Raw genomic sequence first — 17,139 nt, forward strand, 5'->3', positions numbered from 1 at the left:
CCAGCCCCACGACATGTGCATGGTGGCCAGCGCCACCGGGATCTGCAGCCGCGCCTTCAGCGACAGACCCTTGCCCGCGGGTATCGAGCCGAGCACGATCGCCGCGAGGTAGCCGCCGGGCACGACGAAACCCCACGGGGTGAGCAGACCGCCGACCAGGATCCCGGCCGCGGTGTGCGCGATCGCGGCCGGGATCCTGGTCGGCGGTCTGCTCACCCCGTGGGGTTTCGTCGTGCCCGGCGGCTACCTCGCGGCGATCGTGCTCGGCTCGATACCCGCGGGCAAGGGTCTGTCGCTGAAGGCGCGGCTGCAGATCCCGGTGGCGCTGGCCACCATGCACATGTCGTGGGGCTGGGGCTTCCTGACCAGCCCGCGCTCGCTCGCGAAGAAGGTCATCGCCTCCCGCCGGCCCGCGGTCCACTCCGCCGCGGACGCGGACGCCGGCACCCCGGCCTCCTGACCCGCGCTCAGCAGCGCGACAGACCCCTCCCGGACACGAGAAGACCGAAGGGCGCCCGAGTACGCGTACTCGGGCGCCCTTCGGCTGTCCGTGCCCCAGGGGCCGGGGTCAGGGAAGGTTCCTGGCCATCACTATCCGCTGGACCTGGTTCGTGCCCTCGTAGATCTGTGTGATCTTCGCGTCGCGCATCATGCGCTCCACCGGGTAGTCGCGGGTGTAGCCGTAGCCGCCGAGGAGTTGGACGGCGTCGGTGGTGACCTCCATGGCGACGTCGGAGGCGAAGCACTTGGCGGCGGCGCCCTGGAAGGTCAGGTCGGCGTCGCCGCGCTCGGACTTGGCGGCGGCGGCGTAGGTCAGCTGGCGGGCGGCCTCGATCTTCATGGCCATGTCGGCGAGCATGAACTGGATGCCCTGGAAGTCGGCGATCGGCTTGCCGAACTGCTTGCGCTCCTTGACGTAGCCCTTGGCGTAGTCGAGGGCGCCCTGGGCGATGCCGAGGGCCTGGGCGGCGATGGTGATGCGGGTGTGGTCGAGGGTCTGCATCGCGGTGGCGAAGCCGGTGCCCTCCTCGCCGATCATGCGGTCCGCCGGGATGCGGACGTTGTCCAGGTAGACCTCGCGGGTCGGGGAGCCCTTGATGCCGAGCTTCTTCTCGGGGGCGCCGAAGGAGACGCCCTCGTCGGACTTCTCGACGACGAACGCCGAGATGCCCTTGGAGCGCTTGGACGGGTCGGTGACGGCCATCACCGTGTAGTACTCGGAGACGCCGGCGTTGGTGATCCAGCGCTTCACGCCGTTGAGGACGTAGTGGTCGCCGTCGCGGACCGCCTTGGTCTTCATGCCGGCCGCGTCGGAACCGGCGTCCGGCTCGGAGAGGCAGTACGAGAACATCCCGTCGCCCTTGGCGAGCGGGGTCAGGTACTTCTTCTTCAGCGCCTCGGAACCGGAGAGGATCACCGGGAGGGAGCCGAGCTTGTTCACGGCGGGGATGAGGGAGGAGGACGCGCAGACGCGGGCCACTTCCTCGATCACGATGACGGTGGCGAGCGCGTCGGCGCCCGCGCCGCCGTACTCCTCGGGCACGTGCACGGCGTGCAGGTCGTTCGCGAGGAGCGCGTCGAGCGCCTCCTGCGGGAAGCGGGCGTCCTCGTCCACCGCCGCGGCGTACGGCAAGATCTTCGCCTCGGCCAGCGAGCGGACGGCGTCGCGGAGCATGTCGTGCTCCTCGGACGGGCGGTACAGGTCGAAATCAGCCGATCCGGCCAAGGTCTCTCACTCCAAAGACGACGAGGTGCGACGAGAAGCGACGCTCTGATGATGCTAACTACTGTTAAGTAACTCCCATTTTAGAACTCCCGCCCTCTCCGGCAGTACGTGAGTTTGGTGACAACCGGACGGCCACGGGCCGCAATGAGCGGGAACGAGCGGGATCGCCCTGTGCGGCGTGCCCGGAAGCCCCGGATATGCTCAGCCCGCACTGGCTTCCGTATACCCCTGGAGCACGCATGGCCCTCAAGATCACCGTGATCGGCACCGGTTATCTCGGTGCGACCCACGCGGCGGCCATGGCGGAGCTCGGGTTCGAGGTGCTGGGCCTCGACGTCGTACCGGAGAAGGTCGACATGCTCCGGCGGGGCGAGGTCCCGATGTACGAACCGGGGCTCGAGGAGCTGCTGCGCCGGCACGTGGCGGGGATCGAGGGGTCCACCGGCCGGCTCCGGTTCACCATGGACTGGGCCGAGGTCGGCGCGTTCGGCGACGTCCACTTCGTCTGCGTGAACACTCCGCAGCGGCACGGCGAGTACGCCTGCGACATGTCGTACGTCGACTCCGCGATCGCCTCGCTGGCCCCGCACCTGACCGGCCCCGCGCTGGTCGTCGGCAAGTCGACCGTGCCCGTGGGCTCGGCCGACCGGCTGGCCGCCTACCTGGCCGAGCACGCGCCGGCCGGCGGGGACGCCGAGCTGGCCTGGAACCCGGAGTTCCTGCGCGAGGGCTTCGCCGTCCAGGACACGCTGCACCCGGACCGGGTCGTGGTGGGGGTCCGGAGCGAGCGGGCGGAGAAGCTGCTGCGGGAGGTGTACGCGACGCCGGTCGCCGAGGGCACCCCGTTCGTGGTGACCGACTTCCCGACCGCGGAGCTGGTGAAGACCTCCGCCAACTCCTTCCTCGCCACCAAGATCTCCTTCATCAACGCCATGGCCGAGCTGTGCGAGGCCACGGGCGGTGACGTGGCCCGGCTGGCCGAGGCCATCGGGTACGACGACCGGATCGGCCCGAAGTTCCTGCGCGCCGGGATCGGCTTCGGCGGCGGGTGCCTGCCGAAGGACATCCGGGCGTTCATGGCGCGCGCCGGCGAGCTGGGCGCGGACCAGGCGCTGACGTTCCTGCGGGAGATCGACTCGATCAACATGCGCCAGCGCGGCCGCATGGTAGAGCTGACCCGGCAGGCGCTCGGCGACGGGGCCTTCCTGGGCAAGCGGGTCGCGGTCCTCGGCGCCACCTTCAAGCCGGACTCGGACGACGTACGGGACTCGCCGGCGCTGAACGTCGCGGGCCAGATACACCTCCAGGGCGGCCAGGTCACCGTGTACGACCCGAAGGGCATGGACAACGCCCGGCGGCTCTTCCCGACCCTCGGGTACGCGGACTCGGCGCTCGACGCGGTGCGGGGCGCGGACGTGGTGCTGCACCTGACGGAGTGGCGGGAGTTCCGCGAGCTGGACCCGGCGGCGCTGGGCGAGGTCGTGGCCCAGCGGCTGGTCCTGGACGGGCGCAACGCGCTCGACGCCGAGGTGTGGCGCCGGGCCGGCTGGCGCTACCGCGCGATGGGACGCCCCACCGCCTGACGGAACGGGTGACGCCGGTTCGGCCGAGGCTCAGTCGGCCGAACCGGCGTCTGTCTGCATTCTGCCCCACGGGGCGGGCCCGGTGGGGCCGCTGTGACGCCTACGACCCTCCCGGCCCCGGCTGCGGCCCCGTCGCCCGCTCCGGTTCCTGCCGCGTCCCGGCCCGCTCCGGCTCCGGCTGCGGCCGCTTCGAGCGGTAGCGGCGCATCTTGGCGCGGGCTCCGCACACCTGCATGGAGCACCAGCGGCCGCGTCCCGCGGGGCTGCGGTCGTAGTACGCCCAGTGGCAGTCGGCGGCCTCGCAGGCCTTCAGCCTGATCCACGTACCCGCCGCGACCCCTTCCGCCACGGCCGTCGCGACCCGGGAGAGCAGGGCGCCCCGGTCGACGGGTGCGAGTGCGGCGGAGCCGTCCGCCGGGTCGACGGTGACCACCAGGGGGGCCTTCGCGAGCAGCGTGCCGAGCGGGAGGGCCCCGCGGTGCGGCGGATGGCCGGCGTGGGCGAGCAGGGCCGCGCGCAGCGCTTCGCGCAGGGTGCGCGCCGACTCGACGCCGGCGGCGTCGCCCTCCGGAAGCCCGAAGCGGGCACGGCCGTCCGCCGTGTCCAGGGTGTCGGCGCCCGACTCCAGGTCGAGGGTGTTGACCAGGTCCTGGACCAGGACCAGCGCACCGGGCGCGGCCGATCTCTCACTCATGTCCGGACGGTACCTCCCGCGTCCCCTGCATTCCCCCTTGCGACGTTACCCCCCATGCGGCAGCATGCAGTAACGGTTACTGGTTTCTCGCTCATGGCGGTAACCAGAAGAATGAGGGATCGGGACATCAGGGATTCGAGGAGGAAGTCATGTCCGTTGCCAAGGTGGGCGCCGTCGTCCTGGACTGCGCCGATCCGCGTGCGCTGGCCGGTTTCTACGCCGGACTGGTGGGCGGCACGATCAAGGACGAGGGCGACTGGGTGGACCTCCGGGTGCCCGGCGGGCCGGTGCTCGCGTTCCAGGAGGCCCCCGGACACGTACCGCCGCACTGGCCGGCGCCGGACCACTCGCAGCAGTTCCACCTGGACCTGACCGTCGAGGACCTGGACGCCGCCGAGAAGGAGGTGCTGGCACTCGGCGCGAAGCCGCTGGAGGCGGAGGACCGCTCGCGGAGCTTCCGGGTTTACGCGGACCCGGCGGGGCACCCCTCCTGTCTGTGCGCCTGCTGAGACCGGGAGGACCCATGGCCGCCGTGGCCCGTCTGCGCTCCGTCGTCGTCGACTGTCCCGAGCCGCGCGAGCTGGCCCGCTTCTACGCGGCCGTCGGGGGCGGCATGCCCGAGGAGGAGGACCCGGACCGGGTGGTGCTCCAGATCCCCGCCGGGCCCCGGCTGGCCTTCCAGCGGGCGCCCGGGTACAGCCCGCCCGACTGGCCGCGGGCCGACCACGGCTCGCAGCAGTTCCACCTCGACTTCGACGCGGGCGGCACCTGGGAGGAGGTCGACGAGGCCGAGCAGAAGGTGCTGGCGCTGGGGGCGCGGGCGCTGGACCGGGAGGACTCCGAGGAGAAGGATTTCCGGGTGTACGCCGATCCGGCAGGGCATCCGTTCTGCCTCTGCCGGATCGAGCAGCCGTAGGGGTCGGTCCGTCCCAGCCGTAGGGGTCCGTCCGTCCCAGCCGTAGGGGTCCGTCCGGCGGATCCCGCCGGACCGACCCCGGCCGGGCCGCCGCGGCTCTCGTGTCGGTGACGACCGGGCGGCCTCAGCCGTCGAGGGACTCCAGGGTCGCGTTCGACGGGGCGGTGGTCGCCCTGAGCTCGCGGGCGGTGTCCTCGGCGGCGCCCAGCACCCGTACCGCGTTCTGCCAGGTCAGCTTGGCCAGATCGGTCCTGGACCAGCCGCGGTCGTGCAGCTCGGCGATGAGGTTCGGGTAGCCGGAGACGTCGCGCAGACCGTCGGGGGTGAAGGCGGTGCCGTCGTAGTCGCCGCCGATGCCGAGGTGGTCGATGCCGGCGGCCTCGCGCATGTGGTCCAGGTGGTCGGCCACCGTGGACACGGTGGCGACGGGACGCGGGTGGGCCTCCTCGAAGGCGGCGTGCACCTTCATCGCCTCCGCGGTGGTGTCCAGGTGGTGGAAACCGTGGGCGCGCATGTTGTCGTCGGCCTCGTTCGTCCAGTCGACGGCCGCCTGGAGCACGAACTTCGGTACGAACGTCACCATCGCGACACCACCGTTGGCGGGCAGCCGTTCCAGCACGTCGTCCGGGATGTTGCGCGGGTGGTCGCAGACCGCGCGGGCCGAGGAGTGGGAGAAGATCACCGGCGTGGACGTGGTGTCCAGCGCGTCCCGCATCGTCGTGGCGGCGACGTGCGAGAGGTCGACCAGCATGCCGAGCCGGTTCATCTCCCGGACCACCTCGCGGCCGAACGCCGACAGGCCGCCCACGCCGGGCTCGTCCGTCGCCGAGTCCGCCCAGGCCACGTTGTAGTTGTGGGTGAGGGTCAGGTAGCGCACCCCGAGCTCGTACAACCCGCGCAGGGTACCGAGGGAGTTGGCGATGGAGTGGCCGCCCTCCGCCCCCATCAGGGAGGCGATACGGCCCTGTCCGCGCGCCGCCTCCATGTCGGCGGCGGTCAGCGCGGGCGCCAGGTCCTCGGGATGACGGGCCAGCAACTGCCGTACGCAGTCGATCTGTTCGAGGGTGGCCGGCACCGCGTCGGGCAGGTCCGCGCGGACGTACACCGACCAGAACTGCGCGCCGACGCCGCCCGCGCGCAGGCGCGGGATGTCGGTGTGCAGATGGGCGGTCTGGTCACCGGCGATGTCCAGGGCGTCGAGGTCGTAGCGGACCTTCTCGCGCAGCGCCCAGGGCAGGTCGTTGTGCCCGTCGACGACGGGGAACTCGGCCAGCAGCGCGCGGGCGGCCTCGAGTGACGCGGAGTCGCGGGACCCGGAGTCGGAGGACGTCATGGGGCTCACTTCCCGAAGCCGAAGCCGTTGCCGGAGCCTTCGACCCTGGCCCGCAGGCGTTTGCCCTTCTCCGTGGCCTGGTCGTTCAGCTCCTGCTGGAACTCCCGCATCCGGACCAGGAGTTCGTCGTCGTGGGCGGCGAGCATGCGGACCGCGAGCAGGCCCGCGTTGCGGGCGCCGGCCACCGAGACGGTGGCGACCGGGACACCGGCCGGCATCTGCACGATGGAGAGCAGGCTGTCCATGCCGTCGAGGTGCTTCAGCGGCACGGGGACGCCGATGACGGGCAGCGGGGTGACCGAGGCGAGCATGCCGGGCAGATGGGCGGCACCGCCCGCACCCGCGATGATCACCTTCAGCCCGCGGTCCGCGGCCTGCTCGCCGTACGCGATCATCTCGCGGGGCATGCGGTGCGCGGAGACGACGTCGACCTCGTGGCCGATCTCGAACTCGTCGAGGGCCTGGGCCGCGGCCTCCATGACGGGCCAGTCGGAGTCCGATCCCATGACGATGCCGACTACGGGGCTGGGGCTCATTCGGTGATCGTGCCTCTCAGGTAGCCGGCTGCGTGACGGGCGCGTTCCAGCACGTCGTCCAGGTCGTCGCCGTAGGTGTTGACGTGGCCGACCTTGCGGCCGGGCTTCACGTCCTTGCCGTACATGTGGATCTTCAGCTGGGGGTCGCGGGCCATGCAGTGCAGGTACGCGGAGTACATGTCGGGGTAGTCGCCGCCCAGGACGTTGGCCATCACCGTCCACGGGGCGCGCGGGCGGGGGTCGCCGAGCGGCAGGTCGAGGACGGCGCGGACGTGGTTGGCGAACTGCGAGGTGATCGCGCCGTCCATGGTCCAGTGGCCGGAGTTGTGCGGGCGCATGGCGAGCTCGTTGACGAGGATGCGGCCGTCGCGGGTCTGGAACAGCTCCACGGCGAGATGGCCGACGACGCCGAGTTCCTTGGCGATGGTGAGCGCCATCTCCTCCGCGCGCAGGGCGAGGTCCTCGTCGAGGCCGGGCGCGGGTGCGATGACCGTGTCGCAGACGCCGTTCACCTGCTGCGACTCGACGACCGGGTAGGCGACGGCCTGGCCGTGCGGGGAGCGGACCACGTTGGCGGCCAGCTCGCGCACGAAGTCGACCTTCTCCTCGGCCAGCACCGGGACCCCGGCCCGGAACGGCTCGGCGGCCTCCTCCACGGAGTCGACGACCCACACGCCCTTGCCGTCGTAGCCACCGCGGACGGTCTTGAGAACGACCGGGAACCCCTCGCCCTCGGCCGCGAAGGCGGCCACGTCCGCGGGATCCGTGACGATGCGGTGCCGCGGGCAGGGCACGCCGATCGCGTCGAGCCGGGCACGCATCACGCCCTTGTCCTGGGCGTGCACCAGCGCCTCGGGGCCGGGGCGGACGGGGATGCCGTCCGCCTCCAGGGCCCGGAGGTGCTCGGTGGGCACGTGCTCGTGGTCGAAGGTGATCACGTCGCAGCCGCGGGCGAACGCGCGCAGCGTGTCCAGGTCGCGGTAGTCGCCGACGACGACATCACCGACGACCTGCGCCGCGGAATCCTGCGGAGTGTCACTGAGGAGCTTGAACCTGATGCCGAGCGGGATGCCCGCCTCGTGTGTCATACGAGCGAGCTGCCCCCCGCCGACCATGCCGACTACCGGGAACGTCACGCCCCCAGGGTATCGGTCGAGCCATGGTGGCCGGTTCCACGGCCGTTCCCGGCCTGTCCGCGACCGTTCCCGGACAGGCGTGCGAACCCGGGGCCCATCCGCAGGAAGATCGCGCGGACGGGTGGTTAGCATGGTCTGGTTGACGCCATCTCGGCGTCGCATCGACGCCACTCCACGGACGGGGGCCGGCACGACCATGGGACGCGGTTCCTCGGGGCCCTCGACGGGCGCCCCGGCCCCGCGCGGCTCCATGCGGCAGCGCCTCGACCGGCTCGTCCGTGAAGCCGTGAAGTTCGGCGCGGTCGGCGGGGCGGGGCTGCTGGTCAATCTCCTCGTGTTCAACCTGGTCCGGCAGGTGACCGATCTCCAGGTGGTGCGGGCGAGCGTCATCGCGACCGTCGTCGCGATCGTCTTCAACTACCTGGGCTTCCGCTACTTCACGTACCGGGACCGCGAGAAGTCCGGACGCACCAAGGAGATGTCGCTGTTCCTGCTGTTCAGCGCGGTCGGTCTGGTGATCGAGAACGGCCTGCTGTACACGGCGACCTACGGGTTCGGCTGGGACAGCCCGCTGCAGAGCAACATCTTCAAGTTCCTCGGCATCGGGGTCGCCACCCTGTTCCGGTTCTGGTCCTACCGCACGTGGGTGTTCCGCGCGCTGCCGGGGGCCGCGGCAGCGGTGGCGGGTGCACCGGCGGGTCCCGTCGCGCAGGGCGGGCACGGGCCCGCGGGTCCGCCCTCCCACCAGCGCGTGCCGTAGGCACCGGGTCCCGGACCCGGGCCGGCACCGGTGCGTGCGCCCTCGCCCTCCCTGTTCACCCCCTCGTTCACCTCACCGTCTGGCGGTTGTCGTCCCGGGATTTCTGCGGCGGGGTGCGGGACAGGAACAGGCCGAAGACCGCGGGTTTGGCCTGGAGCATCTCCAGCCGGCCGCCGTCCGCCTCGGCGAGGTCACGGGCGACCGCGAGGCCGATGCCGGTGGAGTTGTGGCCGCTGATCGCGCGCTCGAAGATGCGGGCGCCCAGGTCGGTGGGGACTCCCGGACCCTCGTCCGTGACCTCGATGACGGCCTGGTTCCCGGTGACCCGGGTGCGCAGGGCGACCGTGCCGCCCCCGTGCATGAGCGAGTTCTCGATCAGCGCGGCCAGCACCTGGGCGACCGCGCCCGGCGTGCCGACGGCGCGCAGATGCCTCTTGCCGGAGGTGACGATCGCGCGGCCGGCGCTGCGGTAGGCGGGACGCCACTCCGCGAGCTGCTGCTGGATCACTTCGTCGAGGTCGAAGGTGACGGCCGAGCCGGTCCGCGGGTCCCGGGAGTTGGTCAGCAGCCGCTGCACCACGTCCGTCAGGCGCTCCACCTGCGCCAGCGCGATCGTCGCCTCCTCCTTCACCGTCTCGGGGTCGTCGGTGAGGGTGATCTCCTCCAGCCGCATGGACAGCGCGGTGAGCGGGGTGCGCAGCTGGTGGGAGGCGTCGGCGGCCAGCCGCCGTTCGGCGGTCAGCATGCGGGCGATGCGTTCGGCGGAGGAGTCCAGCACGTCCGCGACCCGGTCCAGCTCGGGAACGCCGTAGCGCCGGTGGCGGGGGCGCGGGTCGCCCGAGCCGAGGCGCTCGGCGGTCTCCGCGAGGTCGGTCAGCGGCGAGGCGAGCCGGTTGGCCTGGCGGACCGCCAGCAGCACGGCCGCGATCACCGCCAGCAGCGCCACCAGTCCGATGATCAGCAGGGTGCGGCCGACCTCACGGGTCACCGAGGAGCGCGGCTCCTGGACGGTGACCGTCTCGCCCTCCTCGCCGGGCGCCGAGGCGCTGATGACGTCGCCCTGCGGCTTGTCGCCGATCTCGATGGGCGCCCTGCCGGGCAGGCGTACGACGACGTAGCGGTCCTCGGTGACCTGGTCCCTGAGGACCGCCGCGGTGACCTTCTCCTCGACGAGCAGTCTGCTGTCGACGATGCTGGCGAGCCGTACCGCCTCGGACTCGACCCGCTCCCTGGCGCTTTCGGTGATCGTACGGGTCTCCACGATCACCAGGGACACGCCGAACACGGCGATCACGACGAGCACCACGGCGAGCGTGGACTGGATCAGTCGGCGGCGCATGTCCTCAAATCCGAACCGGAATCACGACGTACGGGGTGGGGGTTCAGCTCTTCTCGAAGCGGAACCCCACGCCTCGTACGGTCGCGATGTAGCGGGGGTTGGCCGCGTCGTCGCCGAGTTTCTTGCGCAGCCAGGAGATGTGCATGTCGAGGGTCTTGGTGGACGACCACCAGGTGGTGTCCCAGACCTCGCGCATCAGCTGGTCGCGGGTGACGACCCGGCCCGCGTCCCGTACCAGGACCCGCAGCAGGTCGAACTCCTTGGCGGTGAGCTGGAGTTCCTCCTCACCCATCCACGCCCGGTGCGACTCGACGTCGATGCGCACCCCGTGCGTCGCGGGCGGCTGCTGCGGTTCGGTGGCACCGCGCCGCAGCAGGGCCCGCACCCGGGCGAGCAGTTCGGCGAGGCGGAACGGCTTGGTGACGTAGTCGTCGGCGCCGGCGTCCAGACCGACCACGGTGTCGACCTCGTCGGCGCGTGCGGTGAGGATCAGGATCGGGACCGTGTGCCCGTCGGAACGCAGTCGGCGGGCGACCTCCAGGCCGTCCATGCCCGGCAGTCCGAGGTCCAGCACCACCAGGTCGACGCCGCCCTGCAGGCCTGCGTCGAGCGCGCTGGGTCCGTCCTCACGCACCTCCACCTCGTAGCCCTCCCGGCGCAGGGCGCGGGCCAGCGGCTCAGAGATGGACGCGTCGTCCTCGGCGAGCAGTACACGGGTCATGGACTGATGGTAGTCCCGCCGCGACACGGTCCGGGGTGTGATCACTGCGGCCGGTTCTTACCGCGCGCACACCTGTTTCTCACCTCGGGGACCCGCGGGAGGGGCCTGGAACTGTGGGGTGTGATCCTGAAAAGAACCTTCGAATGAGTGATCACGGTTCCCCCGGAACCTGTGATCCCTGTCTCAAGTCCTTCCATATCCGGCACTGTCCTGCCGTATGGTGAACCAACGCCTGTTGCACCACGGGGACCTTTGGCGCAGTTGCCGCTGAAGGTCTCTTTTGCGTGCCGGTCGGCTTCGCGCCGGCCTCGTAAGGAATGACCTATGGCCGGGCCTCTACGCACATTCACGCGCGTAGAGGCGTGGATCCCGGTGGTCGCCGTCCCCCGCTCCGTGATCCGGAGCGGACTCCCCAGGGGCGTGGGGTGGACGGCACGGCCCGCCGGTGCCGGCCGCCCCCCACCGGGCGCGTACCCGCTCGCGCGACGCGTCCCGACCAGCAAGGAACGACCATGGCGTCCAGCCTGACGAAGGACTCGGTCTCACCCGGCACCCCCGGCTCCGAGAAGACCTTCTTCGGCCACCCCCGCGGACTGGCCACTCTCTTCATGACCGAGATGTGGGAGCGGTTCTCCTACTACGGCATGAGGGCCCTGCTCCCGCTGTACCTCGTCGCCCCGGGCGGCATGGGCCTGAACGCCGGCACGGCGACGGCCATCTACTCGGTGTACCTGTCGCTGGTGTACCTGCTCACGATGCCGGGCGGCTGGTTCGGCGACCGTGTTCTGGGCCCGCGCAAGACCGTCGCCCTCGCCGGCGCGGTCATCATGCTCGGCCACCTGACGCTGGCCCTGCCGTCCACCGGCACCTTCTACGCGGGCCTCGGCCTGGTCGCCCTCGGCTCCGGTCTGCTGAAGGCCAACATCTCCACGATGGTCGGCCAGCTCTACGACGGTCCGGACGACCCGCGTCGTGACGGCGGCTTCACCATTTTCTACATGGGCATCAACCTCGGTGCCTTCTTCTCGCCGCTGATCATCGGCACCGTCGGTGAGAGCGTCAACTGGCACCTGGGCTTCGCGCTCGCCGCGGTCGGCATGGGGCTCGGTGTGCTCCAGTTCCTGCTGGGCAGCCGTCACCTCGCCGCGCACTCCAGCGTCGTCCCCAAGCCGCTGTCCGCCGCGGAGAAGTCCTCCACGCTGCGCAAGGCCGCCCTCTGGGCCGGCATCGCCGTCGTCGCCTACTCCGTCGTCGGCTTCTCGGGCAACTACACCCTGAACTGGATCCTGGTCCCGCTGACGCTGCTCGGCCTGATCATCCCGGTGCTGGTGCTGGTCCGGATCAAGCGCGACCGGGACCTGGACCGGGCCGAGCAGTCGAAGATGTCCGCGTACATCTGGTTCTTCGTAGCCGCGGCCGTCTTCTGGATGATCTACGACCAGGGCGGCTCGACCCTGGCGCTCTTCGCCGACTCGTCGGCCGACAACAGCGTCTTCGGCTGGGAGTTCCCGGTCTCCTGGTACCAGTCGGTCAACCCGGTCCTGATCATGGCGCTGGCCCCGGTCTTCGCCTGGTTCTGGCTGGCGCTGAACCGGCGCGGCAAGGAGCCCAGCACGATCGTGAAGTTCGGCTCCGGTCTGGTGCTGGTGGGCGCGTCCTTCTTCCTCTTCCTCGCCCCGCTGTCCATCGCCGAGGACGGTCACAAGACGGCGGCGATGTGGCTGGTCGCGATCTACTTCATGCAGACCGTCGGTGAGCTGCTGCTCTCCCCGGTCGGCCTGTCGGTCACCACGAAGATGGCGCCCGCGAAGTACGCCTCGCAGATGATGGGCGTCTGGTTCCTGGCCGTCACCGCCGGTACCGCCACGACCGGCCTGCTGTCCCTCGCCGGTGTCGACCTGAACGGGTCGGGCGTGGTCGCGATGGAGGCCACCCTCGCGGTGGTCGCCGGTGTCGCGGTGTGGATGTACCGCAGCAAGGTCAAGGCACTGATGGGCGACGTCCGCTGACCTCGTGCGCATGACGCCGTGAGGCCGTGACCCGGTCGGCTCGCCGCCGCGGTCGCGCTCACGAGCCGGAGGGCCCCGCATCCGTACGTACAGCACGTACGCGGATGCGGGGCCCTCCGGGCGTTCACGGGGCGGACGCGGGCGGGCTCCCTCGCCGTGCTCACGGGGCGGGGTGCGGGGTCCGCGTCGGCGTCGGCTCCGACGCGCGGGGGACCGAGGCCGTCGGCGCCGGTCCCGGGAGCGTACGAGGTCCACCACGGCCGGCCCCGCGCGGAGGACGGCGCCCGGTACGACCGGGAGGACCACGGCCCGGAAGAGGGGCGTTCCCCGGCAACGGGATTCTTCACGGAGGACGTACCGGTGCCGCCGGCGGTGCGTTCCCTGACGTCGGCTCGAATCCGACGGCCCGTCAAGGTACGCCGGGGAACGAGGAAGGAAGACACGGGGCGCACCGGATCCGTGGCGATCCGGTGCACGTGCGGCGAGTGCGCGGTGGGCGCGCCCGGTGGGTACGCGCCGCACGGAGTCGTGGAAGGCGGGGCTCCGCCGGTCAGGCGGGCGCCCCGAGTTCCGCCCACACGGTCTTGCCCGCGACGCCCGGGGCACGCACGACGCCCCAGTCCAGGCAGAGCCGCTGGACGATGAACATGCCGTGCCCGCCGGGCCGGCCCGCCTGGTGCGGGGAACGCGGTGTCGGCTGGCCGGCGCCCCGGTCGGTGACCTCGAGCCGGATCACCTTGTTGTCGCAGACGATGCCCAGCTGGTCCGGCCCCTCGGCGTGCAGGCAGGCGTTGGTGACCAGTTCGGACACGACGAGCAGGACGTCCTCGGCGGCGGCTCTCCGGTCGGCGGTGGCGGCGGGCAGCCAGCCCCACGCCTGCAGCGCCTGACGGGTGAAGTCGCGGGCGAGGGGAACGACGCCGCTCTGGTCCTCGAAGCTCAGCCGGCGGACCTGACGCCCTCCCGGCGAACCCGGGGACCCCGAAGCCTCCGGCGGCCCCGTCGGCGTGGATGCCGCTGCGGCCTGCGCCCCGGACAGCGCCCCCTGGGGCGCGCTCGCCGTCGGCGCACCGCCCCCGGGCACCCCGGAAACGCCGCCGGGCTCCGGACCGCGGTCGCCCGGCGAATAGGGCCGGGTGGTGCTCATCAGCGCTTCACCTCACCGATTCACCAGTTCACCATTTCAAAAAAATCCGTACTCATTCAGTCACGCCGTGGGTGATCGTCCGGTTTCCGGTATCCCCTCGACCATGGCAGCGGGCACATTCCGCTTGTCTTCTGCCCGAGGCTGCCCAGGCAACACCCCCGCGTTCGCACAAGAAAGGCGCAACGATCCGGGAGCGGCCCGGAAGGGGGCCCACGGAAAGAACCGCGGGGCGACACCTCGCTCGACGCAGCGGAAGAAGACCGCCCGCCCCCGGACCCGCCGCGGGGTGGCGCCGGCCTGCCCGCACGGTCATCCGGAATCGTCGGCCAGAGCCGCCTCGAGGCTGTCATGGAGGGTGAATACCGCTTCCGCCCCGGTGATCTCGAATACGCGCGCGACCACGGGCTGCATTCCCGCGAGATGCACCCCGCCCCCGGCGGCGTCGGCCTTCAGCCTGGCGCCGAGCAGCACATTGAGCCCGGTGGAGTCACAGAACTCCAGGCCGGAGCAGTCGATGACAAGCCGCTTGAATCCCTTGGCAAGGCAGTTCTCCAGTGGCTCGCGCAACAGATCGGCGGTGTGGTGATCCAACTCACCCGCCGGAGTCACGACGGCACTGTGGCCCTCTTCTCGCACCTCGACCAGAAGCCGGCCCGACTGTGCGCTGCCGACCGTCCCGCGGTCCATGCCGTCTCTCTCTCCCACCAGTCATGGCTACTGCTGACGCTGTCGAACATTACGCCTTCCCAGCGCACTCCGACAGCCGAACAATCGTCCGCAAACGGACATATGACAACAGAGCTCACTTGCGGTGGGCTTGCGAAAACGGGTAGGGCTAGTAGGGACACGTACTCGACACGGCCGGCTTTGGAGGCGCCGCACACCGCAGTGCACGAAACGGCATCGGCAGCCATACGCCGAGAACGATGGAGGACATCATGTCACCCCGGCTCGACGCATCGCCTACCCAGAAAGCGACGTCGACACTCCCTCCGGAACATCTGGCTCCCATCGAGCAGGACGACGCGGATGTCGTCCCGGACGGCGATCTGCTCGCCGGACTCCCGGAGATCCCCCCTTTTGACGAGGTGGGACCGGTCGACGCCCGGGCGCTGTCCAAGACCCTCTTCGAGCGGCTGGAGTCGCTGGAGGAAGGCACCCACGAATACGCGTACGTACGCAACACGCTCGTCGAACTGAACCTGGCCCTGGTCAAGTTCGCCGCCTCCCGCTTCCGCTCGCGCAGCGAGCCGATGGAGGACATCATCCAGGTCGGCACCATCGGTCTGATCAAGGCGATCGACCGCTTCGAGCTTTCGCGCGGTGTGGAGTTCCCCACCTTCGCGATGCCGACCATCATCGGTGAGATCAAGCGCTTCTTCCGGGACACCTCGTGGTCCGTGCGCGTACCGCGCCGGCTGCAGGAGCTGCGGCTCGACCTGGCCAAGGCCGGTGACGAGCTGGCACAGCAGCTCGACCGGTCCCCGACGGCGGGCGAACTGGCCGAGCGTCTGGGCATCTCCAGGGACGAGGTCGTCGAGGGCATGGCGGCGTCGAACGCCTACACCGCCTCGTCGCTCGACGCCCAGCCGGAGGAGGACGACGCCGAGGGCTCGTTGTCGGACCGGATCGGTTACGAGGACCACGGCCTCGAAGGCATCGAGTACGTCGAGTCGTTGAAGCCGCTGATCGCCGAACTGCCGCCGCGCGACCGGAAGATCCTCTCGCTGCGCTTCGTGGCCTGCATGACCCAGTCCGAGATCGGTGAGGAACTGGGTATTTCGCAGATGCACGTGTCACGGCTGCTGTCGCGAACGCTGGTACGGCTGCGCAAGGGACTGACCATCGAGGAATGACGGGCAGCCGCGTCGTGCGCCCTTCACTCCGCTCCCCCTGACGACCCGCACTCGGCGCCTCGCACGCCGCCGCGCCCCGCACTCCGCCGACGCCGGACGCCCTTCCCGGGCGCCGGCCGAGCGCGGGGCGCATCGCGTTACCCACGGTCACCCCTTTCCCCGCGGGCCTTCTTCCTCCACTATGGGCACGCCCAGACCGGCTGGTATGTCAGGACGACGGGTCCGACGGCCAGGGGCTAGGAGGCGGTGCATGGTTCGGGGCGACGGAACCGTCGACGACGACGGGGTCGGCGGCGGACACCCAGGTGCGCACACGGGTGCGTCAGACATCCGGCTGACCGAGATGCTGCGCGCCGACACCCCGGCCGCGTACGCGGCGCTTCAGGAACTCCGCGCCCGGCACGGCCCGTCCGTGCTCGCCTACGCCCGCCGGTGCACCACCAGCGATTCCGGCGCGCGCCAACTCGCCGCGCAGGCCTTCACCCACGCCGCCCGCGAGACCGCCCGCGGCACCGATCCCGGCGGTCCCCTGCGCCACCAACTCCTGCTGTTGACCGTCCGGGTGGCGGCGACCTGGGCCGCCGACGGACGGGCCGGCGGGCTGGACGCCGGGCTGCACCTCGTCCTGAGTTCGTCCGGCCCCGACGGGCCGGTCCCGTCCATGCTCGCCGCGTTCCGGACACTGCCGTACCGGGCGCAGGGTCTCCTCTGGTACGGGATCGTGGAACAGGAGCCCACGGACCGTACGGCGACGCTTCTCGGCCTCACCCGTCAGGACGTGGCCTACGACATCCGGCCCGCACTGCAGTCGCTGGGCCAGGCCTGCCTGCGGGCCCGGCTGGCCGCCTCGGACGACCCCCGGTGCGCCGACTTCCGCCGGCTCATCGAGGAGTCGGTACGGCCCGACGGCCCCCGCGACAGCGCCGACCTGCACACCCACATGGCCCACTGCGGACACTGCACCGCCGCGTACGAGGAACTGTGCGCCCTGCGGGACGAGCCGCGCGCCACCCTGGCCGAAGGGCTGCTGCCGTGGGCGGGCACGGCGTACACCGCCCCCGCACCGGCACCGGCACCGGCCGGGCCGTCCGCCGGCACCGGTACCGCGCTCGGGACGTGGCCGGTGTCCCGGCGCCTGGTGCTGGCCTCGACGGCACTCGGCGTGGCCGTGGTACCGCTGCTGCTCCTGCTGTGGTCACCTGACGACACGCCGGCCGAGCACACCTCGAACTCGGTCCCCACCGTGGCGGCCCCGCCGCCGGTGACCGTGACGGCCACGCCCTCACCGCCCCCCACCGCGTCCGCGACGTGGTCCCCCTCACCGTCCCCTTCGAAGACTTCGAGGACCGGGAAGCCCAGCCCTTCCGCCCCCCCACACCCCAC

The 17,139-nt window shown here is 71.2% G+C and carries 16 protein-coding genes and 2 pseudogenes; 8 read left to right on the forward strand and 10 right to left on the reverse strand.

Annotation, left to right across the window (positions count from 1 at the left end):
* Positions 1-216 (reverse strand): annotated as a pseudogene (locus tag AOK11_RS07000) (hypothetical protein); the annotation flags it as partial.
* On the opposite strand from AOK11_RS07000, the pseudogene AOK11_RS07005 reads away from it, so the two are divergent.
* Positions 164-460: pseudogene (locus AOK11_RS07005) on the forward strand (glycosyltransferase family 2 protein); the annotation flags it as partial. The pseudogenes AOK11_RS07000 and AOK11_RS07005 sit on opposite strands and share 53 nt — an antisense overlap.
* Before the next feature lie 108 nt (positions 461-568).
* On the opposite strand, the gene AOK11_RS07010 reads toward AOK11_RS07005, so the two are convergent.
* Positions 569-1,726, reverse strand: a complete 1,158-nt coding sequence (locus tag AOK11_RS07010; RefSeq protein WP_055592771.1) for an acyl-CoA dehydrogenase — start codon at positions 1,724-1,726, stop codon at positions 569-571.
* A 239-nt stretch (positions 1,727-1,965) separates the two neighbouring features.
* On the opposite strand from AOK11_RS07010, the gene AOK11_RS07015 reads away from it, so the two are divergent.
* Positions 1,966-3,309: a UDP-glucose dehydrogenase family protein gene (locus AOK11_RS07015; protein ID WP_055592772.1), complete on the forward strand. Its 1,344-nt coding sequence runs from the start codon at positions 1,966-1,968 to the stop codon at positions 3,307-3,309.
* Positions 3,310-3,409: 100 nt separating this feature from the next.
* Here the strand turns inward: AOK11_RS07015 and AOK11_RS07020 are convergent, their stop codons facing one another.
* Positions 3,410-4,003, reverse strand: coding sequence for a CGNR zinc finger domain-containing protein (locus AOK11_RS07020; protein ID WP_079034682.1), 594 nt, complete (start codon positions 4,001-4,003; stop codon positions 3,410-3,412).
* Between the two features lie 149 nt (positions 4,004-4,152).
* On the opposite strand from AOK11_RS07020, the gene AOK11_RS07025 reads away from it, so the two are divergent.
* Positions 4,153-4,512: a VOC family protein gene (locus AOK11_RS07025; protein ID WP_055592773.1), complete on the forward strand. Its 360-nt coding sequence runs from the start codon at positions 4,153-4,155 to the stop codon at positions 4,510-4,512.
* Between the two features lie 14 nt (positions 4,513-4,526).
* Positions 4,527-4,919, forward strand: coding sequence for a VOC family protein (locus AOK11_RS07030; protein WP_055592774.1), 393 nt, complete (start codon positions 4,527-4,529; stop codon positions 4,917-4,919).
* A gap of 124 nt (positions 4,920-5,043) precedes the next feature.
* On the opposite strand, the gene AOK11_RS07035 is transcribed toward AOK11_RS07030, so the two are convergent.
* Genes AOK11_RS07035 through AOK11_RS07045 form a run of 3 tightly spaced genes read right to left on the reverse strand, consistent with a single transcriptional unit; the run spans position 5,044 to position 7,924 of the window.
* Entirely contained in the window at positions 5,044-6,252 is a 1,209-nt protein-coding gene (locus tag AOK11_RS07035; RefSeq protein ID WP_055592775.1) for a dipeptidase, read from the reverse strand.
* Between the two features lie 5 nt (positions 6,253-6,257).
* Positions 6,258-6,788, reverse strand: coding sequence for a 5-(carboxyamino)imidazole ribonucleotide mutase (gene purE / locus AOK11_RS07040; protein ID WP_240497251.1), 531 nt, complete (start codon positions 6,786-6,788; stop codon positions 6,258-6,260).
* On the reverse strand, positions 6,785-7,924 hold the full coding sequence (locus AOK11_RS07045; protein ID WP_079034683.1) for a 5-(carboxyamino)imidazole ribonucleotide synthase: 1,140 nt from the start codon (positions 7,922-7,924) through the stop codon (positions 6,785-6,787). Before AOK11_RS07045 ends, purE begins: the two co-directional genes overlap by 4 nt.
* Positions 7,925-8,120: 196 nt before the next feature.
* On the opposite strand from AOK11_RS07045, the gene AOK11_RS07050 reads away from it, so the two are divergent.
* Positions 8,121-8,684 carry a GtrA family protein gene (locus AOK11_RS07050; RefSeq protein ID WP_055592778.1) on the forward strand — a complete coding sequence of 188 codons (564 nt, stop codon included), beginning with the start codon at positions 8,121-8,123 and terminating at the stop codon, positions 8,682-8,684.
* 67 nt (positions 8,685-8,751) lie between these two features.
* Here the strand turns inward: AOK11_RS07050 and AOK11_RS07055 are convergent, their stop codons facing one another.
* Together AOK11_RS07055 and AOK11_RS07060 are read right to left on the reverse strand one after the other, a co-directional pair.
* Entirely contained in the window at positions 8,752-10,023 is a 1,272-nt protein-coding gene (locus tag AOK11_RS07055; protein ID WP_055592779.1) for an ATP-binding protein, read from the reverse strand.
* Between the two features lie 43 nt (positions 10,024-10,066).
* Positions 10,067-10,744 carry a response regulator transcription factor gene (locus AOK11_RS07060; protein ID WP_055592785.1) on the reverse strand — a complete coding sequence of 226 codons (678 nt, stop codon included), beginning with the start codon at positions 10,742-10,744 and terminating at the stop codon, positions 10,067-10,069.
* Positions 10,745-11,256: 512 nt separating this feature from the next.
* Here AOK11_RS07060 and AOK11_RS07065 point away from each other — a divergent pair.
* Entirely contained in the window at positions 11,257-12,753 is a 1,497-nt protein-coding gene (locus AOK11_RS07065; RefSeq protein WP_055592780.1) for an oligopeptide:H+ symporter, read from the forward strand.
* Positions 12,754-13,303: 550 nt separating this feature from the next.
* Here AOK11_RS07065 and AOK11_RS07070 read toward each other — a convergent pair.
* Together AOK11_RS07070 and AOK11_RS07075 are read right to left on the reverse strand one after the other, a co-directional pair.
* Positions 13,304-13,900 (reverse strand): ATP-binding protein, encoded by a 597-nt coding sequence (locus AOK11_RS07070; RefSeq protein WP_055592781.1) that lies wholly within the window; start codon positions 13,898-13,900, stop codon positions 13,304-13,306.
* A 309-nt stretch (positions 13,901-14,209) separates the two neighbouring features.
* Positions 14,210-14,587 (reverse strand): STAS domain-containing protein, encoded by a 378-nt coding sequence (locus AOK11_RS07075; protein WP_055592782.1) that lies wholly within the window; start codon positions 14,585-14,587, stop codon positions 14,210-14,212.
* Positions 14,588-14,826: 239 nt separating this feature from the next.
* Between AOK11_RS07075 and AOK11_RS07080 the strand changes: the two genes are divergently transcribed.
* Both AOK11_RS07080 and AOK11_RS07085 read left to right on the forward strand, forming a co-directional pair.
* A complete protein-coding gene (locus AOK11_RS07080) occupies positions 14,827-15,756 on the forward strand; it encodes an RNA polymerase sigma factor SigF (protein ID WP_055592783.1) in 930 nt (309 codons plus the stop codon).
* A gap of 250 nt (positions 15,757-16,006) precedes the next feature.
* A partial coding sequence (locus AOK11_RS07085; RefSeq protein WP_055592784.1) for an RNA polymerase sigma factor occupies positions 16,007-17,139 on the forward strand: 1,133 nt, incomplete at its 3' end.

The sequence above is a fragment of the Streptomyces hirsutus genome (assembly GCF_001418415.1).
Classification (GTDB): domain Bacteria; phylum Actinomycetota; class Actinomycetes; order Streptomycetales; family Streptomycetaceae; genus Streptomyces; species Streptomyces hirsutus.